This window comes from Nocardia sp. NPDC056541 (assembly GCF_042794235.1).
In the GTDB taxonomy this organism is placed as follows: domain Bacteria; phylum Actinomycetota; class Actinomycetes; order Mycobacteriales; family Mycobacteriaceae; genus Nocardia.
On sequence record NZ_JBHTUD010000004.1, the window covers coordinates 36,664 to 59,121 of the forward strand.

At 64.6% G+C, this 22,458-nt stretch carries 16 protein-coding genes and 2 pseudogenes; 10 read left to right on the top strand and 8 right to left on the bottom strand.

Annotation, left to right across the window (positions count from 1 at the left end; all coding sequences use genetic code 11):
* Positions 1 to 88: 88 nt before the first annotated feature.
* Positions 89 to 3,010, top strand: a pseudogene (locus ACFQ9R_RS07940) (SDR family NAD(P)-dependent oxidoreductase); the annotation flags it as partial.
* Positions 3,011 to 3,018: 8 nt separating this feature from the next.
* On the opposite strand, the gene ACFQ9R_RS07945 reads toward ACFQ9R_RS07940, so the two are convergent.
* A complete protein-coding gene (locus ACFQ9R_RS07945) occupies positions 3,019 to 4,608 on the bottom strand; it encodes an amino acid adenylation domain-containing protein (RefSeq protein WP_378989577.1) in 1,590 nt (529 codons plus the stop codon).
* A gap of 32 nt (positions 4,609 to 4,640) precedes the next feature.
* Positions 4,641 to 6,476, bottom strand: a complete 1,836-nt coding sequence (locus ACFQ9R_RS07950) for a 2-isopropylmalate synthase (RefSeq protein ID WP_378989578.1) — start codon at positions 6,474 to 6,476, stop codon at positions 4,641 to 4,643.
* A gap of 306 nt (positions 6,477 to 6,782) precedes the next feature.
* Between ACFQ9R_RS07950 and ACFQ9R_RS07955 the strand changes: the two genes are divergently transcribed.
* Together ACFQ9R_RS07955 and ACFQ9R_RS07960 are read left to right on the top strand one after the other, a co-directional pair.
* Positions 6,783 to 7,895 (top strand): prenyltransferase/squalene oxidase repeat-containing protein, encoded by a 1,113-nt coding sequence (locus ACFQ9R_RS07955; RefSeq protein WP_378989579.1) that lies wholly within the window; start codon positions 6,783 to 6,785, stop codon positions 7,893 to 7,895.
* A complete protein-coding gene (locus tag ACFQ9R_RS07960; RefSeq protein ID WP_378989580.1) occupies positions 7,862 to 8,905 on the top strand; it encodes a UbiA family prenyltransferase in 1,044 nt (347 codons plus the stop codon). The genes ACFQ9R_RS07955 and ACFQ9R_RS07960 overlap by 34 nt, the downstream gene beginning before the upstream one ends.
* Here the strand turns inward: ACFQ9R_RS07960 and ACFQ9R_RS07965 are convergent.
* The 3 genes and pseudogenes from ACFQ9R_RS07965 to ACFQ9R_RS07975 form a co-directional block, all read right to left on the bottom strand.
* The gene (locus ACFQ9R_RS07965; protein WP_378989581.1) at positions 8,889 to 10,274 is read right to left on the bottom strand and encodes a hypothetical protein; all 1,386 of its coding nucleotides are present in this window, start codon (positions 10,272 to 10,274) and stop codon (positions 8,889 to 8,891) included. The two genes, ACFQ9R_RS07960 and ACFQ9R_RS07965, sit on opposite strands and share 17 nt — an antisense overlap.
* Before the next feature lie 13 nt (positions 10,275 to 10,287).
* A complete protein-coding gene (locus tag ACFQ9R_RS07970; RefSeq protein WP_378990003.1) occupies positions 10,288 to 12,042 on the bottom strand; it encodes an AMP-binding protein in 1,755 nt (584 codons plus the stop codon).
* 108 nt (positions 12,043 to 12,150) lie between these two features.
* Positions 12,151 to 12,348, bottom strand: a pseudogene (locus tag ACFQ9R_RS07975) (acyl carrier protein); the annotation flags it as partial.
* Positions 12,349 to 12,655: 307 nt separating this feature from the next.
* Here ACFQ9R_RS07975 and ACFQ9R_RS07980 point away from each other — a divergent pair.
* The 3 genes from ACFQ9R_RS07980 (at position 12,656) to ACFQ9R_RS07990 (ending at position 15,659) form a co-directional block, all read left to right on the top strand.
* Positions 12,656 to 13,630 carry an alpha/beta fold hydrolase gene (locus tag ACFQ9R_RS07980; RefSeq protein WP_378990004.1) on the top strand — a complete coding sequence of 325 codons (975 nt, stop codon included), beginning with the start codon at positions 12,656 to 12,658 and terminating at the stop codon, positions 13,628 to 13,630.
* A 176-nt stretch (positions 13,631 to 13,806) separates the two neighbouring features.
* The gene (locus ACFQ9R_RS07985) at positions 13,807 to 14,868 is read left to right on the top strand and encodes a cytochrome P450 (protein WP_378989582.1); all 1,062 of its coding nucleotides are present in this window, start codon (positions 13,807 to 13,809) and stop codon (positions 14,866 to 14,868) included.
* Complete coding sequence (locus tag ACFQ9R_RS07990) at positions 14,865 to 15,659, top strand: thioesterase II family protein (RefSeq protein WP_378989583.1); 795 nt, start codon at positions 14,865 to 14,867, stop codon at positions 15,657 to 15,659. Before ACFQ9R_RS07985 ends, ACFQ9R_RS07990 begins: the two co-directional genes overlap by 4 nt.
* On the opposite strand, the gene ACFQ9R_RS07995 is transcribed toward ACFQ9R_RS07990, so the two are convergent.
* Positions 15,594 to 16,544 carry a cytochrome P450 gene (locus ACFQ9R_RS07995; RefSeq protein WP_378989585.1) on the bottom strand — a complete coding sequence of 317 codons (951 nt, stop codon included), beginning with the start codon at positions 16,542 to 16,544 and terminating at the stop codon, positions 15,594 to 15,596. The genes ACFQ9R_RS07990 and ACFQ9R_RS07995 overlap by 66 nt on opposite strands.
* 1 nt (position 16,545) lies before the next feature.
* Here ACFQ9R_RS07995 and ACFQ9R_RS08000 point away from each other — a divergent pair, with 1 nt between their 5' ends.
* Positions 16,546 to 16,674: a hypothetical protein gene (locus ACFQ9R_RS08000; protein WP_378989586.1), complete on the top strand. Its 129-nt coding sequence runs from the start codon at positions 16,546 to 16,548 to the stop codon at positions 16,672 to 16,674.
* A gap of 153 nt (positions 16,675 to 16,827) precedes the next feature.
* Here ACFQ9R_RS08000 and ACFQ9R_RS08005 read toward each other — a convergent pair whose 3' ends face one another.
* A complete protein-coding gene (locus tag ACFQ9R_RS08005) occupies positions 16,828 to 17,145 on the bottom strand; it encodes an acyl carrier protein (protein ID WP_378989587.1) in 318 nt (105 codons plus the stop codon).
* A gap of 459 nt (positions 17,146 to 17,604) precedes the next feature.
* Here ACFQ9R_RS08005 and ACFQ9R_RS08010 point away from each other — a divergent pair, with 459 nt between their 5' ends.
* Genes ACFQ9R_RS08010 through nocL form a run of 3 tightly spaced genes read left to right on the top strand, consistent with a single transcriptional unit; the run spans position 17,605 to position 21,955 of the window.
* Positions 17,605 to 19,692 carry an amino acid adenylation domain-containing protein gene (locus ACFQ9R_RS08010; protein ID WP_378989589.1) on the top strand — a complete coding sequence of 696 codons (2,088 nt, stop codon included), beginning with the start codon at positions 17,605 to 17,607 and terminating at the stop codon, positions 19,690 to 19,692.
* 14 nt (positions 19,693 to 19,706) lie between these two features.
* Positions 19,707 to 20,750: a polyprenyl synthetase family protein gene (locus tag ACFQ9R_RS08015; RefSeq protein ID WP_378989590.1), complete on the top strand. Its 1,044-nt coding sequence runs from the start codon at positions 19,707 to 19,709 to the stop codon at positions 20,748 to 20,750.
* A gap of 44 nt (positions 20,751 to 20,794) precedes the next feature.
* Complete coding sequence (gene nocL / locus ACFQ9R_RS08020) at positions 20,795 to 21,955, top strand: 3-methyl-2-indolic acid synthase (RefSeq protein ID WP_378989591.1); 1,161 nt, start codon at positions 20,795 to 20,797, stop codon at positions 21,953 to 21,955.
* Positions 21,956 to 22,006: 51 nt separating this feature from the next.
* On the opposite strand, the gene ACFQ9R_RS08025 is transcribed toward nocL, so the two are convergent.
* On the bottom strand, positions 22,007 to 22,456 hold the full coding sequence (locus tag ACFQ9R_RS08025; RefSeq protein WP_378989592.1) for a nuclear transport factor 2 family protein: 450 nt from the start codon (positions 22,454 to 22,456) through the stop codon (positions 22,007 to 22,009).
* Between the last annotated feature and the right edge of the window lie 2 nt (positions 22,457 to 22,458).

The following is a 22,458-nucleotide window of genomic DNA, read 5'->3' on the forward strand; positions in this document are numbered from 1 at the left end:
CCTCACCGCCCACTACGCCTTGACCGAACTCGCGGACCTCCGCGCGGGGATGCGCATTCTCGTGCACGCCGCGACCGGCGGTGTCGGGATGGCCGCGGTCGCGCTGGCGCGGCATCGGGGGCTGGAGGTCTTCGCCACCGCCAGCCCCGGCAAGTGGGCCACGTTGCGGGACATGGGATTCGACGACGAGCACATCGCCTCGTCACGCACTCTCGAATTCGAGGACCGGTGCCGCGCGCAGTTCGGTTCCGCCGGAGCGGATGCCGTGCTCAATTCACTCACGGGTGACCTGCTGGACGCGTCGTTGCGGCTGATGGCGCCCGGCGGCACATTCATCGAAATGGGCAAGGCCGATCTTCGCGATCCCGAACATGTGGCAGCCACATACGCCGGAGTCCGCTATCGCGCGTTCGATCTGACCCGGGCCGATCCGGATCGGCTGCAGCAGATGTTGTGTGAGATCGTCGCGCTGTTCGACTCGGGTGCGTTGGCGCCGTTGCCGATTCGCACCTGGGATCTGCGTGAAGCGCCCGCGGCGTATCGGTTCATGGCGCAGGCGAGGCACGTCGGAAAGCTCGTACTGACGGTGCCCCGGCCGATCGACCCGGACGGAACGGTCCTGATCACCGGCGGGACCGGAATGCTCGGCACGCTGCTGGCCCGGCACATGGTGTCCGAATACGGTGCCAGGAATCTGCTGCTCATCAGTAGGCGAGGACAGGCGGCGGCAGCCGCGGAGGCCGTCACCGAGGAATTGAGGGCGCTGGGTGCCAGTGTCACCCTGGTCGCCTGTGACGTCGCCGATCGGGACGCCCTGGCGGCCGTCTTGGCGGGAATCCCGGCGCAGCACCCGTTGACGGCCGTGATTCACGCGGCCGGAGTCCTCGACGATGCCGTGTTCGATGCGGTGACCCCGGCGGGGCTGGACACGGTGATGCGGCCGAAGGTAGACGCCGCGTGGCACTTGCACGAGCTCACCCTCGGCGCGGATCCGGCCGCATTCGTGTTGTTCTCCTCGATGGCGGGTGTGGTGGGCACGCACGGTCAGGCGAACTACGCGGCTGCGAACGTCTTTCTGGACGCGTTGGCGCAGCATCGGAGGCATCGGGGTCTGCCCGCGATCTCGATGGCCTGGGGGCAGTGGGACCAGGCGAGCGAGATGACCGGTCACCTCGACGATCGGGACAGGGCCCGGCTGAGTCGAAGCGGCATGGTCGCGCTGTCCGCCGAGGAGGGCTTGCGACTGTTCGATACGGCGATGGCTGCCACGCGCGCAGTCGTGGTGACCGCGCGGATCGACACCGCCGCCCTCGCGGCGCTCGACGATGTCCCAGCGCTGGTCCGCGCCCTGGTGCCCACCCGGCGAGCGGCTCACGTGGAGCGACCGACCGCCGGTGCCGTGTCCACCGGCGCCACCGCCGCCGAACGGGAACAGCAGATGCTGGCGTCGATCGTCGAACACGCCAGTGCCGTGCTCGGGTCCGAGCAGCGGTCGGTGCACGTCGATCGTTCGTTCACAGAGCTCGGGTTCGATTCACTCAGCGCGGTGGAATTCCGCAACCGGCTCCAGCGGGCAACAGGCGTCCGGCTGCTGGTGACCGCGGTGTTCGACTACCCGACTCCGGCGGCACTGGCCCGTCACCTGACGGCCGAGATCGCGCCGCGGCCCTCGACGCCTCCGTCGGCGAGCCGGATGGTTCGGCCGGACCGCGATGATCCGATTGTCATCGTGGGCAGCAGTTGCCGGTATCCCGGCGGGGCGGATTCCGCCGACGAACTGTGGGAGATAGTTACCCAGGGGCGCGATGTGCTCAGCGCATTCCCCGAAGACCGCGGGTGGAACCTGGCCGATCTCTATCATCCGGATCCCGATCACACCGGTACGACCTACGCTCGCGCCGGTGGCTTCCTCGACAGCGTGGCCGGGTTCGACGCCGACTTCTTCCGGATCAGCCCGCGGGAGGCGCTGGCGATGGATCCGCAGCAGCGGTTGCTGCTCGAGGTGTCGTGGGAAGCGCTGGAGCGTGCCGGGATCGACCCGGAATCACTGCGGGGCAGCGCGACCGGGGTATATGCCGGCATCACCTACGCGGACTATGCGGCCCGCCTGCTGAACAACGCGCCGCCCGAAGCCGAGGCGTATCTGGGCGAGAGCTCCACACTCAGCTTGGGCTCCGGTCGGATCGCCTATTTCCTCGGGCTGGAGGGCCCCGCGTTGACAGTCGATACAGCGTGCTCGTCGTCGCTGGTCTCACTCCATCTGGCCGCACAGGCACTCCGGTCAGGTGAATGCTCGATGGCGTTGGCCTGCGGCGCCACGATCATGGCGTCGCCGGGGGTGTTCATCGGATTCTCGCGCAAGCGGGGGCTCGCGCCGGACGGCCGATGCAAAGCGTTCTCGGATGCGGCCGACGGCACCGGATTCTCCGAAGGCGTGGGTGTTGTTGTGTTGGAGCGCCTTTCGGACGCGGAGCGGTTGGGTCATCCCGTGTTGGCGGTGGTGGCCGGCTCGGCGGTCAATCAGGACGGTGCCAGCAACGGCCTCACCGCACCGAACGGCCCGGCGCAGCAGGCGGTCATCCGCGCGGCCCTGGCCGATGCCGGCTTGGCGCCGAACGAGATCGACGCGGTCGAGGCGCACGGCACCGGCACCACGCTAGGCGATCCGATCGAGGCGCAGGCGCTGCTGGCCGGCTACGGGCAGGATCGCCCCGTGGATCGACCGTTGTGGCTGGGCTCGGTGAAGTCGAATATCGGCCACACCCAGGCTGCTTCCGGGCTGGCGGGCGTCATCAAGATGGTGGAGGCCCTCCGGCGCGGCGTGCTGCCCGCGACACTGCATGTGGACAAGCCGAGCCGCCACGTCGACTGGGAGGCCGGCGCGGTGAGCCTGCTCACCGAGGCTCGGGAATGGCCGGCCGCCGATCGTCCCCGGCGTGCCGGTGTGTCGTCATTCGGACTCAGCGGTACCAACGCGCACGTGATCCTGGAGCAGGCGCCGTCCGGGCCCGCCGTTCGCTATGCCGGAGAGGAGCTGCTACGAGATACACCGTGAGCGGCTAGGGCCTTGCGGTCGACTTTGCCGTTCGGATTGAGTGGAAATGCCGTTACTTCGACGAATTCGGCGGGGACCATCGCGTGCGGTAGCACTGCGAGCAACTCCTTGCGCAGTCGAGGCTTGTCGAGTGCGTCGGCCGTCGGAATCACGAAGGCGATCAGTTGCAGATCGTCGGCGTCGTCGGCCACCGCGACGACCGCCGCGTCGTTGACCGCACCGTTGCGCCGCACGGCTTGGTCGACCTCTCCCAGATCGATCCGATGACCGCGGATCTTCACCTGCGAGTCCATGCGGCCGACCAGGACGAGCTCGCCGCCTGGCGTCACATAGCCCCGGTCGCCGGTGCGGTACACCGGAATCAGCAGCCCGTTCCGCTCGATCTTCGTGAACCGAGCCGACCCCTCTTCCGACGGGTTGATATAGCCGGCGCCGACACTTGCCCCGGAGATGCAGATCTCCCCGACCTCACCGGGCCCCACCTCGTCCAGGTGCTCGCCGAGCAGGTGGATCGTGGTGTTGTACACCGGCTTTCCGGCCGGCGTGACACCCGCGGCGGCGTAGCCCGGGTAGTCGGTCATCGGGTGGGAGGTGGCGACGTCGGTGCACTCCGCAACGCCGTACTGGTGCAGCAGGACGCAGGTGTTCCCAGGCCGCGTCGCCCACGTCGACACCCGTGTGGAGGACAGCGCTTCGCCACCGATGAACACGTATCCCACCTGTGTCAGTGCCGTGCCACCGCGCTTCATCTCCCGGTCGACCAGCAGGTAGAGCGTGCTCGGGGCGCAGTGCAGGGTTCGCACGTCACGCTCACCGAGCAAGCGGTAGGCGAGCGAAAGGTCGAAGCTGCGGCTGCCGAGCAGGTGCACGGCAGCGCCCGAGAACAGCGGTGTCATGATGCTGCGTTGCGTGATGTCGAACCCGAACGAGCTCACCACGAGACTCGACGAGAGCTGGTCCAGACCGTATTCGAGGACGAGCCAGTTCAACAGGTTGTACCAGCCGCTATGGCGCACCGCGGTCGCCTTCGGAGTCCCCGTCGAGCCCGAGGTGAAGACGACATAGCACAGGTCCTCCGGCGTCACCGCCGACTGCGGATTACTCACCGGTGCATCGCGGATCGCCTGATCGCGCCCCTCGTCGGAGAGCAGGATCGTCTCGGGGCGGCTGGGGCCGAGCATTGCCTCGGTCTCGGCCGAGCCGATGACCATGGCCATGTCGGGCAGCTGCGCCAGCATCAGTCGCAACCGGTCCGGCGGGTACGAGGTGTCGAGTGGTACATAGGCGGCACCGGCCTTGAGTACCCCGAGAATCGCCTCGATCAGGCACGGAGTCCGATCCAGGCAGAGGCCGACCAGGGAACCGGGCCCGACCGATTTCGACCGCAGATGATGCGCGAGCTGATTCGCCCGGGCGTTGAGCTCACCGTAGGACCGGACGACAGGGCCGCATGTCACAGCGACTCGATCGGCAGCGGCAGCGGCGTGGCGTTCGAATTCGAGGTGGACAAGTGGGCGGTCGGGGAGCGCGAGGGTGTGTCCGGGCAGAGTCATACAGGGTGTCCTCGATCGTGATGGCGATGCGATCAGTGAATCGGCTCTGCGGATACCCCGCCGCGAACCTTGTTCACCGCGTTGATGATGGCGCGCACTTCCGCCGCCGTCGTCGAATCGTCCAGACCGACCCCGAAGGACCGCACCTGGTCGACGATCAGTTCGCAGTAGACGGGGTTGCCGTGCGGACAGCTCCGATCTGCCGGTGCTTGACGAGTCACGTCGACAACGTCGATGTCATGCCCCGCTCGACGCATTCCGTCGACGAGAGCGGAGCTCGGGTCCGCACCGGATCCGTGGAATTCGATCAGCCTGCCGTCCTCGGTGACCGTAACGATGACGGAGATCCCGGGGCCGCTGTTCTCCCTCCTGCAGTGCTCGAACAGCAGGGGCGCTTCCACTTCGACGTATGCCGCGCGGAATACGTCCCAGAGTCGATCCGGGTCGAGTTCGGTCCCACTGGCGTCCACCAGCAGCTGAACGGTATCGGCGAAATGGCGACGAAGCGCCTTGGGCAGGTGGAGGCCGTGCCGAGTCTCGAGTACGTGGGCGATGCCGCCCTTGCCGGACTGACTGTTGAGCCGGACGATCGACTCGTAGCTACGCCCCACATCTTTCGGGTCGATCGGTAGGTAGGGAACCTCCCACGCCAGGGAACGCACGTCCCGGTCCGTATCGGCGGCGCGCTGTTGCAGGGCCGCCATGCCCTTGGCGATCGCATCCTGATGGGTGCCGGAGAAGGCCGTGTAGACGAGTTCGCCGACGTAGGGGTGGCGCGGGTGGACCGGCATCTGGTTGCAGTACTCGACAGTCGCCCGTATGTCATCGATGTTCGAGAAGTCGAGTTTCGGGTCGATTCCGCGGCTGAACAGATTGAGTGCCAACGTGGCCAGGCAGACGTTGCCGGTCCGCTCACCGTTACCGAACAACGTGCCCTCGACACGGTCCGCACCGCTCAGCAACGCGAGTTCCGCCGACGCGACGGCGGTCCCGCGGTCGTTGTGCGGATGCACCGACAGGATTATCGATGCGCGATCCTCGAGATTCCGGTCCATCCATTCGACCTGGTCGGCGAACACGTTCGGCGTATCCGTCTCGACTGTCGTGGGGAGGTTCAGAATCAGCGGCCGATCGGGTCGCGCGCCGCAGATGGCCGCCACGGAGTTGGCGAGCTCCAGCGTGAACTCGGGCTCGGTGATGTTGAAGGTCTCCGGTGAGTACTCGAACAGGAACCGTGACGGGTCGAACGTGTCGGCACATCGCATCATGTGTTCGGCGGCGCCGTCGGCCATTCGCCGGACGTCGTTCATCGACATGCCGAACACGACCTCGCGCCAGAGGCACGCTGTCGCATGGCACAGGTGCACAACCGCGCGATCCGCGCCACGAACAGCTTCGAACGTCCGATCGATCAGCTCCGGCCTGGCCGGAGTGAATACGCTTATCGTCACATCGTCGGGAATCCGGTCTCCGTCGATAATGCTGCGGACGAAATCGAAATCGGCCTGGCTCGCCGACGGATAGCCGACCTCGATGTCTTTGAATCCGATACCGACGAGAAGATCGAACATCTTCGCTTTGCGGTGCAGGTCCATCGGATGTGCCAATGCCTGGTTACCGTCGCGCAAGTCCACCGAACTCCACAGCGGAGCATTGTCTATCGTTCGAGTCGGCCACAATCGTCCCGCCGGCTCATCTCTCAATTGTGTCGGGTGTGCCGCGCGAACATATCTGCCGAACGGCATCGGCGAGTCGACCTGTTGATTCCGGAACGGCTGAGTTGCAGGCGTCGGCGAGGCAAGCCGAAGATGTGGCAAGTCGCCACTGGTTGTCGTCATGTGCACCCCCGTCGCATATCGCTCCAGCATTGCACAGGTTGTCAAGTGCTGCAAGGCAATCGGCGATGAGTGACAACTGCTGGAACATTCGACAAACCCTGGCGCTCGGGGGAACGGGCACGCTAGTATTCGGTTGACCGGGGGTCACGGGCTCGATCCGACTACACGATCGCCTGTTAGTTGCACGAAGGTGCACCGCGAGGGGGAAGCGTCATGGAATTCGTATTCGAGCGCCATCGATTCCGCGCCTCTCGGTAAATGTCGACAGGCGGGAAGCTGCCGCTGTATATCGTCGAGCGGCTTACCGAAATGGCATGGTTCAGATGGGAGACTGCCATGGGAGAAAAGACCGACCTCAGTGTCGAGGCCACAGTTTGGGAGAATATCGCGTGGCCGGGTATCGTCCACCTGGCCACTCAGATCAGCGGTGGGCCGACAGATCTCACCGACACGCTGCGAGTACCGCGCGAACTCGGTCTTAGATCGGATACCGAAGAACAGCAAGGTGATCTGTTCCAGCGCGCACTTATCGTCGACGTATTGACAGATTGTGCCGAGCTTCTCGGCGATCAGGCGAAACCGCTGATCGAAGGTGAACTCGATTATCTGCTGAACCGGCGACGGGGTGACGGGCGTGGCTGGAACTACTTCCCCGACCTGCCGGAATTCCCGCCGGACGCCGACACTCTCTCCTGCATCACCATCGCTCTGTCGCAGGCGGGACTGCGAGCGGATGTCGAGAAATATTGCATCCCCGCACTGGAATTCGCGCTGGACCACTGCGTCGGGCCGAACGGCGTGGTCCGCACATGGTTGGTGCCCGACTTCGAACGGACCGCCGACGGGCGACTTCCCGAACCTTGGACGAATTGCCTGTGGGAGGACTCCGGTGACGCCGATGTATTCCCCAGCCTGTTGTTCGCCCTGCACCTGAGCGATCCGGATCGGTTCGCCGGTCCGATAGCGCGCGGAATCGACCACTTGGAACAGGTGCAGCGGCACGACGGGGGCTGGGCAAGCCCCTTCTACTGCGGGCGGTTCTACGCCATCTACGCGGGCCTGCGGCTGCTGTCGGCGGTGCGGCCGGATTCGCCGGCTGTGCTGTCCGCGGTGAATCTGCTGCGAGCGACCCAGCATCCGGATGGTGGCTGGGGCCGCCGTTCCGCGGGTAGCGACCCGCAGAGTACGGCGCTGGCCTTGCTGGCATTGGCCACCGTCCCGGATCTGCTGAACAGCGAAGACCTCGAGCGGTCCGCCCGGGCGGCCGACTACCTCGCCGGTTCTCGCGGTGTGGATCGGCTGTGGCCGGCCGGCTCGCTGTACTGGATCTTGGACGAGGTCGGCAAGCCGCCGACGATGACTCCCTTCGCGAGCTCCACCTTGACTGCGGCGTTCGTGGTGAAGGCGAGCTCGGCGTGGCGCCGGATCGACACCCGCCCCTCCTTGTGATCGTTGTGGCGGAGAACCGGCGTCGGTTTCGTACTCACCTGACCGCGCACTGGGAAACGTGGCGGCCCTACACGCTGGCGTATCCGGTAATGCTCGCGCTGGCCGGAGTCGGTTCGACTGGTTCTGACAGCGACGGCTGGAAGGTCGCGATGTCGTGTGTCGGGCTGTCCGCCGGCTGGCTCGGCGCACACTATCTCGGAGATCTACTCGATCGCGATCTCGATGCGATCGCGAAGCCGCACCGGCCGATACCTTCCGGACGGCTGACACCCACCGAGGCGGCCGTCTCCGCAATGGTGTGTTTCGGTTTGCTCATCGGGATCGGCATCGCGATCGACTGGCGCACGGTTCCCGTGTCCGCGGCGATAATAGTGGGAATCTTCGGCTATAGCGCGAGATTCAAGGCTCGAGGGTTCTCAGGTAACGCTGTGCGCGGCTCGTTGGGAGCTTTCGGACTGTTCTACGGTGCGATGGCCGTCCACTCCTGGGCGACGTGGACCCTGCTGGTATCGGCGTTCGTATTCTGCTGCCACGACATCAGTTCCAACCTGGTCGGTACGCTGCGAGATGCCGAGGGAGATCGAGCGGGCGGTTACGATACCGTCGCCGCGGTTCGCGGGACGACATTCACTGTCGCACTTGCCCGTTCCTTATACGCTGCGGCGATTGCCGCAGCGATGGTCGTACCGTGGTTTCTGGGGAAGAACAACGGCGCGTACGTCGCGTCGCTCATCCTTTCCGCGATGCTCGGCTGGTACGCGTTCCGCCTGCTGAGTCGTTCCGATCACTCCCAGAGAATTCAGGCATTACGAGCGCACGCGATGCTGAATATCGAACGACTCGTCCTCACTGCGGGATTCGCGACGTACGCGGTCGATCTGGGAGCGGTGGTGCCGGTATTGCTTGTTTCGATTCTGTCTGCTGTGGTCTTGCATCGCATCATGCGAGAAAAGCACGAATTCGGCGCGAATCACCCGGCGCGGGCGACGTCACCTACCGGACCGGGCTGACGGTCAGCGCGGCCACCGCCCTATCGGCGATCCGGCCGGCTCGCTCCGCCGACATGAGTCCTTCGATGAAGGTGAAGTTCCAGTACAGATCCCCACCACTGATCGTCACAACCGAACGCAGGCAGCTGAGACACGATATTCCGGCGGCCGCCTGAACGCCGGTGACATCCCACTCACCGATTCTGCCGGGCATGTTCAACCGACCGAAGTTCGAGATGGCGATGCCCCGCGACGTCTTGTGGTCGATGAGATCGATGAGCGGCCCGCTGGACTCGACCGACGGCGGAGCCATGAAGGCCAAGGCGGCGAAAGCCGACAGATGCTGCCCGAACCGCAGCCGTCTCGCCAGATCGCGATCGAACTTGCGCGCCGCGATCCAGAAGTCGGCCGCGGGATCGGCGGCGACATGCGCGACCACTCCGCTCGCGTACGAACCGAGTTCCCGGTTGTCGACGCGTGGCACCAATTCGTGCCGCAAGCTGATCGCCGATATGACCGATACCCTGCCGGCTCCGGCGGGGGTGATCTCGGCCCCCACCGCCCGTGCCGTGGCGGAGGTCAGGGCAGCGTGCAGGGTGACGCCTTCGTGCCGACAGCGCGCGAGGAGGCCGCTGAGGTCCGCGGCCGGCAGTATCCGCCGGATGAACCGCGTGCGGCGCTCTTTCGGAGGCACTGTGGCCTCGGGTTCGAGCGACTGCGGTTTGCTCAGCGCTGTGATCGCCCGATCCACGCGCGAGACGGCCTTCGCCCGGGCGATGCTTCGTAGTCGGCGAGGCAGCAGGTCTTCCGGAACCGGAAGGGGGCTGCGCGACCGTACGGCCGTTCTCGGCGAAGCATCGTCTGTGGTCGACTGCGCGGCGTGTTCGAGAAGGCGCCGCAACAACGACGTCATGCCCATGCCATCGGTGATGAGATGCGCCGCTGTCAGAATCAGGTCGTGCGACTCGTCCGGTGTGCCACCGCCCCGGACGATGTCGACGATTCGGGCCAGCGGGCCGGTTCGCCAATCGATGCGCTCGGACAACTGCACCGTGTCGACCTCGGCGTCGGCCGCCTGCGCGTCGTCTGCCGCCACGTGAACGGTCCGGATCGGGATGCGCGGATCGGCCGTCGGCACGAACCGCGGATTCGTGCCGTCGGGCTCGGTCTCGACGTGGACTCTCAGCAGAGGATGTTCCGCGACCACAGCCTCGGCGGCCAGGGCGAGCTGCTGGTGTTCCATCCGGCCGCGCAGATGCACCCAGACGACCGCGTTCATCGGTGAAATCTGGTCGATGATCCAGAGCCAGCGCTCGGACGGCCCCAGTGGCCGGACCACCTGGGGAGTATCGGACGCGCGGGTACCCGCGGAATTCTCCTGGATTTCCATGAACATGTACCCCTCACAGATCGTTGTACAAAGACTCGAGACGACTCTCGTACCGTTCCTTCAGAGCCGGGCGCAGCAGTTTCCCCGAACTCGACAGCAGTCCGTTCGTTCGGGTGAACTCCTGCTGCTCGACGATGAAATCACGAGGAATTTCGTAGGAGGCGAGTGCATTGTCCGTTGCGACTTGCCGGAGTGCGGCAGAGAGCTTTTCCTTGCCGTTCTCGGGGTCGACGAGATCCTGATTCGGCACGACCACTGCGAGCAAGAACGGCTGTGCGCTGTTGCCGTAGATGTAGATCTGGCGTAATTCGGGAGTGCCGGAGTACATCGCCTCCAGCTTGGACACCGACACGAAACCCACGGCCGCGAGCTTGAGGATATTCGACGCACGATCGATGTAGGAGAGGCGGCCGGGCGCCACTTCTGCCATGATATCGCCCGTCTTGTAGAAGCCATCGGCGTCGAAAACGTCGGCAGTGTCCTCCGGGCGCTTGTAGTATCCGCTGAAAGCGCAGATGGACTTTATGTACAGTTCGCCGCGGGGATGCGGTCGATCCGCATTCGTGTAGCCGCTCTCCGGTACGTCGACGAGCTTGTAGTCGACCACCGGCGGCTGCAGTATCCAGCCGTTCTCCGTCACCGTGGTCCCGGCTTCCGTCGACCCGTAACCGTCGACGACCTGGATTCCGAGGCACGACTGTACGAAGTCCCGGATCGTTGTCGAAAGCGGCGCGCCCCCACAGCATGCTGTGACAACGCGGCCCCCGAGTACATCGACACGGATCGTCTGCATCGCCGCCGCGGTCGCAGCCGCCTGGTCGATTCCGAGTTCCAGGAGCCGGCTCTCCTCGCTCTGGAACAGCCGGAAGATTTCGCCGCACAGCTTGGGGACCATCACCAATTCTGTCGGACGTACCAGCGTGAGATCCTCCAGGAACGTGGAATTGTCGCTACCAGCGGTGAAATACCCTGTGCCACCGTTGGACAGGGTCGATGCCAGCCATTGCCGCCCGCCGAGAAAGCTCAGTGGCAGATTCTGCAGATGCAGGGCGGGGACGGTCGGGTCCGGGCGGCCGACGGATCGTTGCCAGTAGTGTTTGATCCAGCTCGTCGGAAACATCGCACCCTTCGGCGTGCCGGTGCTTCCGGAGGTGTAGATGATCGTGGCCAAGGTGTCTTCGTCTTCGGGCACATACACCGGCGGTGGCGCGTGCTTCTTCCCGGCGGCGATCTCGTCCGGTAGTGAGGTCAGCGTCAGCTCCGGCCGTACCGCGGACAGGCGTGTTCGAGCACGTCCGAGCAATGACCGATGCTTGTCGTCGTCCGGGACGTAGTCGAAGACGACGACACGCTCTACCGCCGAATCCTCGGCGAGTGCCGCGATCGCCACGGGCAGGGATTCAACGCTGACCGCGAGCAATCTGGGTGCTGTCTCCCGAAGGATCGGAACGATCTGATGAGCGTCGAACGTATTGTGCAACGGCACCGTGACAAGTCCGGAGAGTGTGCATGCCAGATCGACGACGGCATAGTCGGCACTGGTGAATCCGAGCGTGGCGACGAAATCGCCTGCGGTCAATTCGCCACCGTCCGGAGCGGACCACCGGGCTCGTAGACAGTTGATCAAAGAATGAAATTGCCGATAAGTGATGACATCGAACGAGTCGGATCGTCGGTGCCCCAAGGCGGGGCGGTCCGCGTAGCCGCGGAGGTATACCTCGATCATCTGCGCGGCGCTCGAGCTCGGATCACCGGCGGCCGCACTCACCTCTGCCGACGGTGCGGACGAGGCGAACTGTTCGTCGGTGGCCCGAAGGGTCTCGGCGAGGCGATAATTCACCTGCGCGTACAGGTGTAGCGAAGTCAGGTGCGCGCTTATCGATCGGACGGTCGCCCGCCGGAACAATTCGTCCATCGGTACCTCTATGTCGAAATGATCGATGAAAGCTTCCTGGATCCTGGCCATGGTCAGCGAATCGCCGCCGAGAACGAAGAAGTCGTCATCGTCGGAGAATTCGGTGAACCCCAGCTCGCGAGCCCAGATACCGCGTACGGCCTCTGTAATCAACGGCACTTTCCTTATGACCGAGGAGCAAGGTGTGTCCAGCGATATGGTCTGTCCTCGGGGTCGGGGTTGTCAACAGCTCGCACCGGTCGGCCGTTCGGTCGGGTGCCGGCACCGGTCCCGACCTGGCGCGACGATGTTCATTCTGGTGAACCGTTGATGAAAGTCGTTCCGGGGCGCTAGCATTCGGGTGTCGGGGGCGATCATGAGGGGGGATTCTCGATGATGTCGACAAGCCATGGCGATCCTTGTTTCGGTGGTCGGTGCGCACGGCAGCGAGCGGCTGTCCGCGCCCGGGAAGAAGGGTGAGCACAGCATGGAGACCTGGCTCAGGCGCTACTGCGCGCCCCATGGCGCACCGACAGAGCGCCTGATCTGTTTTCCGCACGCGGGCGGTACTTCTCACGCCTTCAGAGGGTGGCCGCGGAGAATGCCCGCCGGCGTCGAGACCATCGTCGTTCAGTATCCGGGCCGACAGGATCGCATCGCCGAGCGATGTCTCGAGGACATGGACGCGATGGCCGACGCGCTGGCATCCGAGCTGACCGAGCTGACCGACCTTCCGATGGCGATGTTCGGGCACAGCATGGGATCCGCGATCGCCTACGAGGTGGCCCTGCGACTCGAGCGCGATCTCGGATTCATCGTCGACACCGTCTTCGTGTCGGGACGAACCGCACCGCATCAGCGCCATGGCGAAGACGACCATCGCCTCGACGACGAAGATCTTGTCGCCGCGATGCGGCGGCTCGGCGGTGGAGACGACGACGTCTACCGCAACCCGAAACTGTGGCCCCTCATCCTCCCGCCACTGCGCTCGGATCTGCGGCTGCTCGATGCCTATCGTCCAACAACGCTGACGCCCCTACAGGCGGCCTTCGTCGCCTTGGGCGGACAAGAGGATCAGACCTGCCCCGTGGCCGATCTTCATGCGTGGACCGCGGCCACGACAAAAGACATCGAGGTCCGAACGTTTCCTGGCGGGCATCACTACCTCGTCGCCGAGGAGGCTGATGTTGTCGCCGCCGTTGTCAGCCGTCTCGCGACACGACCGCCACTCACCTCGACGGAGCAGGACGTGGTCGACATCTGGGCAGAGCACCTCGGAATCTCCGGAATAGGCGTGGACGACGATTTCTTCAGTCTGGGCGGACACTCGCTCGTCGGCATGAAGATCCTCGACGACATCGACCGCAGGCACCATGTCGAGATCTCACCCGTCGAGTTCTACCTGCAACCGACGCCGGCGGCGCTGGCCGCGAGGATCCATCAGACGATCGGCACACCGTGATGCCCGCCGGTGTCATTCGTGACGGGGCCGGCCTCGCCGCAGTCGACCTCCTCGATGCCGGCTTTCACGCCGGTGACCCGCATGCCGTATGGACGTACATGAGGGAGCACGCCCGGCTGCACCGACAGGAGTATGCCCCGGGGCGTTCGTTCTGCTCCGTCACACGATATGACGACGTGTGCAGGGTGCTCGGCGACCATGACGCATTCACCTCCGAACGCGGCACCGTCATCACGCAACTCGGACACGACGACATCGCGTCCGGCCTGCTCATGACCTCCTGCGACCCGCCCCGCCACACCGAGGTGCGTCGACCGCTCGCCAAGCGGCTGAGCGCGGGGGCGACGAACGCGATGGAATCCGAGATCCGGTACGCCGTCGACCGCGTTTTCGCCGACGTGCCCCACGACCGACCATGGGACCTTGCCGAGCGCGCGCTCCGGCTGCCGATGGTGGTCGCAGGCCGGCTACTCGGCGTACCGGAATCGGACTGGGACGACCTGATCCGCCTGGCTGCCATGGCCGCGGCACCCGAGGACCCGAATTTCGCGATCGGTGCCCGAACCGCGACGCTGACCGTCGCGCACCATCAGATCTTCTCCTACTTCACCGAGCTCATCCGGTGTCGGCGCGCGAGTGTCGGACACGACGACCTACTCGGCCATCTCATGTCGATACAGGCAGGCGCCCAGCCGCTGTCGGACGTCGAGGTCATGTACAACACTTACAGCCTGCTGCTGGGCGCCAACGCCACGACGCCGCATACCGTTTCCGGTGCAGTCCTCGCATTGGCGCGAAACCCCGACGCATGGCAAGCGGCCCACGATGACCCGGCACTCGTCCCCGGTCTGGTCGAGGAGGGGATTCGCTGGACGTCGGCAGCGAGCAACTTCATGCGCTATGCGACACGACCGACGCAACTGAGCGGCGGGACCGTAGCGACCGGGGAGCCGGTCGTGGCCTGGATCGGGTCCGCCAACCGCGACGAGACGGTGTTCTCCAACTCGCACGCCTTCGATATCGCCCGGCGCCCGAACCGCCACATCGCGTTCGGATACGGCCCGCACTATTGCATCGGCGCGCCGCTCGCCCGGCTGACGTTTCGCATCGTGTGCGAACAGTTCCTGCGCCGATTCGAGTCCGTCGAAGTCGTCGGCGAACCGCGACGGCTCCGGTCCTCCTTCATCAACGGCATAACGCACCTCCGGGTCCGGACTCCTAGGCGGGACGAAGCGTGACGCGTTCGACTCCGAAAGTCGCCGGCGGGGCGCGCTGGTTGCTGCGCCCGCCGGATCCGGCGGCGAAGGCACGACTGTTCTGCCTTCCCTATTCGGGGGTCGGCGCCTCGATGTTCGCGCAATGGCCGCGGCGCATCGGAGGTATCGAGATCTGCCCGATTCAGCTGCCCGGCAGGGAGAATCGGATCGGTGACCAGCACTTCGGTTCCTACGAGCAACTCGCGGTAGACCTCACCGAGGCGCTGAAGCCCTGGCTGACGGTGCCTTTCGCTGTTTTCGGCCATTGCTCCGGGGCGCTACCGGCATTCGAAACCGTGGTCAGGATCGAGGAGCTCGGTCTGCCGTCACCGAAAATGTTGTTCGTCTCGGGTCAGGTGGCTCCCCATGATTGCCCGTTCGATCGCCTGCTCGATCTGGACGAAGACGGGCTCCGCGCCGAACTGTCGGAGGTTATTCGCAGCCGCGGCGCGGTAGCCCGCCCGGCGCTGGTGGATGCCGCGCTGACGGTATTGCGCAATGACCTCGCGGCAACTCGCGGATACCGGCGGTTCCCGCCGGTCCGCCTCGGGTGCGGGATCACAGCAATACATTGGGACCGCGATGCCGAGATCGAGCGTTACCAACTCGACGGATGGCTGCGGTACAGCGATACCTGCCGGATGATCGAGCTGTCCGGCGGTCATTATGACGTCTTGAGCGCGCCGGACTCGCTGTTGCGGGCGGTATCAGCCTGGGGAAAGGACGAGTGGCAGGTTTGTCAGCCCGCGGACGAGGAGGCTTCGTCGCCATGACAGGGTCGCGCCGACGGCGAGTCGAATGTCGGGAAACCGGTCCAGTAGAAACGTGATCGCGATGACCGCCTCCATGCGCGCCAATTGCGCACCGACACATTTGTGGATGCCGTACCCGAAGGCGATGTGATTATTGTGCGCGCGGTTCATATCGAAGCGTTGGGGATCCTGGAATCGCTGTGGGTCACGATCGGCGGCAGCCATCGACACCATGACGAGTTCCCCAGCGGGGATCTCGATGCCGCCCAGGGTGATAGGGACGGTCGTATATCGGAATGTAGCTTCGCAGGCCGACGATTCATAGCGCAGAACCTCTTCGACAAAGTCCGGTATGCGACCCGGGTCGGCACACAACGACCGATGGACATCGGCATCGGCGAGCAAGATTGCGATGGAGTTGCCGATAAGGTGTGCTGTCGTCTCGAACCCCGCGACAAGGAGCATGAACACCATGCTGACCAGTTCCCGATCGGTCAGCCGATCATCGTCATTCCTGGCCGCGACGAGTTCCGACAGCAGATCGGTCCCCGGAGCGGAGATCTTCGTCTCGATCAGCTGCTTGATGTAGACGACGAACTCCTGCATGATCGCGAATTTGTCCCCGGTGGAATGCTCGCCGGAGAAGATGATGGTCGTCCACGCGCGGAATTTGTCGCGATCTCCGCGCGGCACTCCGAGCAGGGATGATATGACCATTGTCGGTAGGGGGATTGCGTAGGAATCGAGTAGGTCGTGAATCTCGCGCGAATCCGCGGCCATGTCGGCGAGGAGGGAATCGGCGATCTTCTCGACGCTCGGGGCCAGATTTCGGACAGCCGGTCCGGCGAACGCCCCAGTGAGGAGGTTGCGTAGCCGAGTGTGTTGCGGCGGATCGTAGAAGACCATCATGTCACTGAACAAACCGCTCTTGACTCGCTGGTCGCCGCCGTGGTCGGTGAGTGCTGCCCGGGCACCCGGAGACTGGATCACCTTGCTGATGGTGGTGTCGGCGAAGGCTGCCTTCGCGGACTCGTAGCCGGTGACCAGCCAGCCGGTGCGGCCGTCGGGAAACCTGACGAAATGTACCGGCCCCAGGTCGCGCAGCCTGTCGTAGGCGGCATGTGGATTCCGGTAGTACTCGTCGCCCAATTCGATCGGTGTGGACTGTGACCGCTCGTGCTTCATCCGTCTACTCCCCGCCTACGCGTCGTTGGATCAGTTTCGCCAACTGTGCGACCGTCATCGTGAGTTTGATGTCTGCCGGCTCGATTTCGGCGCCATATTCCTGATCGATGGCCGCACCCAAATCGATCGCGCCGACGGAGTCCAGCCCCAGATTCACCAGTGCCAGACTCGCGTAGTTGTCGTCCAGTTCTTCGCCGATCAGCCGGGATATGAATTGCCCGACGAATCTTTCGACGTCTCGAGTTCTTCCCTTGTTCGCCGTGCCGTCATCATCGGCTGTCGGTCGTGAAAGACGATTCCACGGTCTGTAATTAACCCGCACAATGCTTCCGCCGTTTCTTCCCGAATTGTTGCAGTGTAATAGCTGGATGCCGGGTGCTCCGGTCCCCCCGATCAGTCGCTATTGCATAGGACTACAGCTGGGTCGGGGTTGTCAACAGTCGGTTCTTGCCGCCTTCGGTGAGTCGTTCGCCGGTACCGGTCGCGACCTGGTGTGACGATGTTCGTTGGGCGGATTCGTTGATGAAATCGGTTCTGTTCCGCTAGTATTCGGGTCGAAGGGGGAGGTGGTTCGGTGAATGGCATAACTGACGATTCGGCCACGATCATGTCCATCGATCGATGGCGGCGATATGTTGCGGACAGTCCGTTCAGCTTCGCGTTACCAGGCGATCGCGCGCACGGATCGAGGCGAACTTCTGCCCCGAACAATGTATGTGCCACGGTGCCCATTCCGGATATTTCCGATGACTCGATCCGGGATCTCGCAATTGACATGGGGGTGTCTTATCGGCCTGTCTGGCTGGCATTGTTTGCGGCCCTCGTTCACAGGTATACCGGCGAGACGGATTTCCTTGTTGCCGAGGCAACGGCGCAGGGTCTGCTGGCACATCGCATCGACCTGGCCGGCTCGCCGGCCTTCCGCGAGCTGGTCGGCAGACTTACCGCCGAATCCGGCCAGGTGCCGGAACTTCTCGGTCCCATACCGGCCGAGAGCCTCCTCGAGCTGGTCCAGCCCGACGCGCGAAACGCGGAGCGCGTACCCTTCACCGCGGCGTTCGGATCGTCATGCGACGTATCCGATTCCGGTGTCACGGACATCGCCGACCTCACCGTGGTCATCGATCGCGGTGCACTCGTCTACCACGCCGAGCGGTGCTCCATCGCCGACGCGGAGCTGATCGCGGGCCATTTCGCGACGCTCGCCGCCGCCGTGCTCGCGGATTCGGATCGCCCGGTGAGCGGATTGCCGATCCTGGCCCCACGAGAGCGCGAGACCCTTCTCGTCGAGTGGAATGCCACCGCTGCTCCCGACGATCCGTTCCGGACGCTGCAGGGGAGGATCGCCGAGCTCGCCGTCGCCGACCCAGGGCGCCCGGCAGTCGTCGACCCGACAGGAACCGTGACGTTCGGCGAACTCGACCGGGCTGCCAATCGCCTCGCCAATCATCTTGGGGCCGTAGGTGTTCGGCCGGGCGATCGAGTGGCGATCCTGCTCGAGCGTTCCGCGGCGAACGTCATCAGCCTGCTCGCGATTCTGCGCAGCGGCGCGTCCGCGGTACCCCTGGATCCGGCGAACCCACACTCACGCACCGCGTTCATGCTCGACGACTCCGGGGCGACGGCCGTTGTCACCGCGGACGCCATGACACCACAGTTGGCGGGTGTCCACGGATTGAGGATCATCTGCCTCGACGGCGACGCCGCCACCATCGGCTCGGCCGCGGATTGCGCTCCGCCGCTGAATCCGGAGCCGGACGATATCTGTCATGTGTTCTACACCTCGGGGTCCACCGGGAAACCGAAGGCCGTCCTGGAACGGCACGGTGCGATGTCCAACATGATCGCCTGGACCGAGCGCGCCTGTGGCATCACTCGCGCCGACCGCGCCACCTGGATCTCCTCGCCCGGATTCTCCGTCGGGCTCATGGAGTGGATCCCCTTCCTGGCCAACGGCACGACCGTGTACACAGCACCCACCGACGCCGCGAGGGATCCGAAACGGTTGCGGGACTGGCTGATCGAGAACGCGATAACGCACACATTGCTGGTGAGTTCGGCCGCCGAACGTGTGTGGTCGCTGGATTGGCCGGACGTTTGCGCGCTGCGCTACATGGTGGTCGCCGGTGAACAAGTCCGCCGCTGGCCGCGGGCCGACCTGCCGTTCGAGGTTGTGGTGAGCTATGGCTCGACGGAGACGACGCTCGTGGCCTCGACCTTCGACGCCGCGGCAGGCGTGCGCGTCACCTCGGCCACCGTTGCCGGGGCGGAGCGGGACAGTCCGCCGCCGATCGGAAAGCCGATCACCAACGTTCGCGTATACGTGCTGGACGAGGCAGGCGAGCCCGTCCCCCGCGGTGTGGTGGGTGAACTGTACGTGGCGGGAATCGGAATCGCGGCCGGCTACCTCGACCGGCCCGAGCTGAACAGCGAACGCTTCGTTCCGAGTCCGGTGCCAGAGGAGCCGGACGCGATCGTCTGCCGCACCCGGGACCTCGTTCGATATCGCGCCGACGGAATGCTGGAGTTCATCGGTCGCGCCGACCAGCAGATCAAGATTCGGGGATTCCGCGTCGAGCCCGGTGAGATCGAGGCGCTGTTGTCGGCCAGGCCGGACATTCTGGAGTGCGCAGTGACGCTGCAGGCGACGACCACGGGTGGGCGCCTGATCGCCTATCTGGTTCCGGAGGACGGCGCCGAGCTGTCGGCCAGCGGATTGCGCTCCGAACTGTCGGCGCAGCTGCCGCACTACATGCTCCCGGCGCAATTCCGGATCCTGGACACATTACCGAGATCGCCCTCGGGAAAGGTCGATCGCACAGCGCTGACTCCGTCGGTCGGCCTGCGCCTGTCGGGTTTGTCGATCTGATCGGACTGATACGTATGAACGCCACTCCCTTCTCCGGCACGCAGATCTCGCGTGCGCCCGACCTGCACGCCGCACTGGCCGACCGCCGCGCTTTGCTCCACGACGGTATGCGCCGGGCCGTCGCGGAATTGAGCGACGAGATCAGACCGATCATCACCTATCACCTGGGCTGGACAGATCCCGACGGAAGACCCGCGAACGGTGACGCAGGCAAATGCCTCCGCGGCTGCCTGGCACTCTTGTCCGCCGAGGCGGTGGGTGCGACGCCGGAAATCGCCGTTCCCGGCGCGGTGGCGGTCGAGCTCGTCCACAATTTCTCGCTTCTGCACGACGACATCGTCGACCTGGACCGGGAACGCCGGCATATGCCGGCCGCGTGGACTGTGTTCGGCGTCGGACCCACCATCGTGGCGGGTGATGCCCTGCTGATGCGCGCCCTCGACGTCCTCGGCGGAACCGGCAACTCGGAAGCTGCCCTCGCGCTGGCGACGGCGACATCGACAATGATCGAGGGCCAGGCGGTCGATCTGTCCTATCAGGTGCGGCGCGATGTGGGCGTCGATGACGTTCTGGCGATGTCGGAGAAGAAGACCGCAGCCTTGATCGGCTGCTCGACCTCGATCGGGGCGCTACTCGGCGGCGGGGCACCCGACGTGGTAGCGGCGCTCCGGGACTTCGGGACGTATCTGGGTATCGCATTCCAGGCGATCGACGACATTCTCGGCACCTGGGGCGATCCCGCTGTCACCGGTAAGGATGTCGGCGGCGACGTGCGCCGCCGGAAGCTGACCATGCCGCTCTCCGCCGCGATGAGGCAGAGCGGGGTGGAGGCCGCAGAGCTACGCACCTTGATGAACAACTCCACCGACCTCACGCAGGCGCAAGTCGCCCGGGCGATCCACCTGATCGAGCACTGTGGGGGCAGGCAGTGGACCGAACGATGTGCAGGCCGACACCATCAGCTGGCGCTCGCCGCGCTCGCCGTCCTGGACACCGATACCGACGCATGGCGGTTGTTGTCGGGAGTGGGGGAGTTCACGGTCGGCCGCTCGTATTGATGTAGGACTCGAGATCGATCACGAATTCAGAATTGGGGAGATATATGACTGTCGATATTCAGATCGGCCGGAGATTCAACCTTCCAGAGCTCAGCCGATCGGCGGAAAAGGCGAAGAACATCGACGTGCGGGGAATATTGGGGCTCGAGATTGATGCCGATCTTCCCGACGACCCTGCTGTGGTGGCTCTGGCGTTGACTCGCGACACCTCCGTCTCTACAGAGGAATTGAGAACCGCGGCCGAGCGGCGGATCGCCCAGCGGTCACCGCGGCTGCATACGTTCGTTCCGCTGTACACGACGAACCACTGTGATTCCGAATGCAAGATGTGTGGCATGAAGAAGAGCAACACGCGGATGATCCGGAAGCTCGCAGGGAAGCGCGAGATCGAGGACCAGCTGCGTATCCTGCTCGAACACGAGGGTGTGGCCGGCGTCGGATTCCTGACCGGCGAGTACGAAGACGAATACACTCGGCTCGTCAACGCTTTTCGGATAGGCTGGGCGATTCGGACGGCATTCGATATGGGGTTTCAGCGCGTCTATTTCAATATCGGCAGCATGACCACAGCCGAGATCGAAACGCTCGGTGAATGGATCGACCGCGATGAACCGGCGACTATGTGTGTCTTTCAGGAGACGTACGACCGCCATACTTACGAGCGCTTCATGGGAGGTAAGGACGGCGCCCCGAAAGCGGACTACGATCGGCGGATCCAGTCCTTCGACCGGTGGTTGGACGCGGGGTTCAAGTATGTGAACCCGGGTGCCTTGATCGGCCTGCACGATATCGAATCGGAAATGATCGCACTCGTTTCCCACGCGACATATCTCGCCCGCCGCGGCGGGATCGTCGATATCTCGCTGCCGCGTCTCCGGCCCGCGATGGCATCGAGCAACCGGACAAAGGTCGACGACCAGGCATATATTCGGCTGATGGCGGCGATCGCCTTCGTCTGCCCGGACCAGCGACTGGTCTTGACCAACCGGGAGGGAAAAGCACTCCGGGACAGCGTCATCGACCTGTGTGGCGTCATCAGTCCCGGCAGTCCGGACGTTGCGCCCTATCGGCGTGGCGACGACATCGTGAACGAGGAGAACTCCTCGCAGTTCTTGGTCGCGGACCTGGCTCGGCCGTCGACGATCTTGAAACAGATAACCGACACCGGGCGTGCCGTGCAGAACTTCGCCCCTGAACCGCGCTGACGTGCGCCTGGACGGGGGCTCCGCCTAGGCGGAGCCCCCGTCCAGCGTGCGCTATTTCTTCGATTTGCGACGGGTGAGGCGCGGATAAGCCCTCAAGACGAGGCTCAGGAGCAGGGCGATTCCCGGATTGCTCGGGTTGATGTACTCGCGAATCGAATCGATACGACCGTCGCGAATATGTGCTATCCAGCAGTAGCCGTCGATGTTCAGCCGGACGCCACGGACAACGGCCTTGCGCTCGTACTCGACCACGACATGATCGTCGTTTCTGAACCAGCTGGTGATCCGCACCGTGGGCTCGCCGTCGTGCGAATCGGTTCCGCCCGAGACAGTGAGCGCCCCGATGACGTCCTCCCGGCCCTTCCATGTGTGACCGATCGGGACGAGAGTGAACTCGCAGTCATCCGTCAGCAGCTCACCGAACGTTTCGTAGTCGTGGTCGGCGATAATCTCCAGGAATCGTTCGACAAGTTCTTCGGAGCCGGCTTCGCTCGACGTCATTC

Coding starts and splice junctions, on each gene's coding strand:
- ACFQ9R_RS07945 (WP_378989577.1), bottom strand. CDS start 4,608: ATGACTCTGCCCGGACACACCCTCGCGCTCCCCGACCGCCCACTTGTC.
- ACFQ9R_RS07950 (WP_378989578.1), bottom strand. CDS start 6,476: ATGCTGGAGCGATATGCGACGGGGGTGCACATGACGACAACCAGTGGC.
- ACFQ9R_RS07955 (WP_378989579.1), top strand. CDS start 6,783: ATGGGAGAAAAGACCGACCTCAGTGTCGAGGCCACAGTTTGGGAGAAT.
- ACFQ9R_RS07965 (WP_378989581.1), bottom strand. CDS start 10,274: ATGGAAATCCAGGAGAATTCCGCGGGTACCCGCGCGTCCGATACTCCC.
- ACFQ9R_RS07980 (WP_378990004.1), top strand. CDS start 12,656: ATGGAGACCTGGCTCAGGCGCTACTGCGCGCCCCATGGCGCACCGACA.
- ACFQ9R_RS07995 (WP_378989585.1), bottom strand. CDS start 16,544: ATGGTCTTCTACGATCCGCCGCAACACACTCGGCTACGCAACCTCCTC.
- ACFQ9R_RS08000 (WP_378989586.1), top strand. CDS start 16,546: ATGTCACTGAACAAACCGCTCTTGACTCGCTGGTCGCCGCCGTGGTCG.
- ACFQ9R_RS08015 (WP_378989590.1), top strand. CDS start 19,707: ATGAACGCCACTCCCTTCTCCGGCACGCAGATCTCGCGTGCGCCCGAC.
- nocL (WP_378989591.1), top strand. CDS start 20,795: ATGACTGTCGATATTCAGATCGGCCGGAGATTCAACCTTCCAGAGCTC.
- ACFQ9R_RS08025 (WP_378989592.1), bottom strand. CDS start 22,456: ATGACGTCGAGCGAAGCCGGCTCCGAAGAACTTGTCGAACGATTCCTG.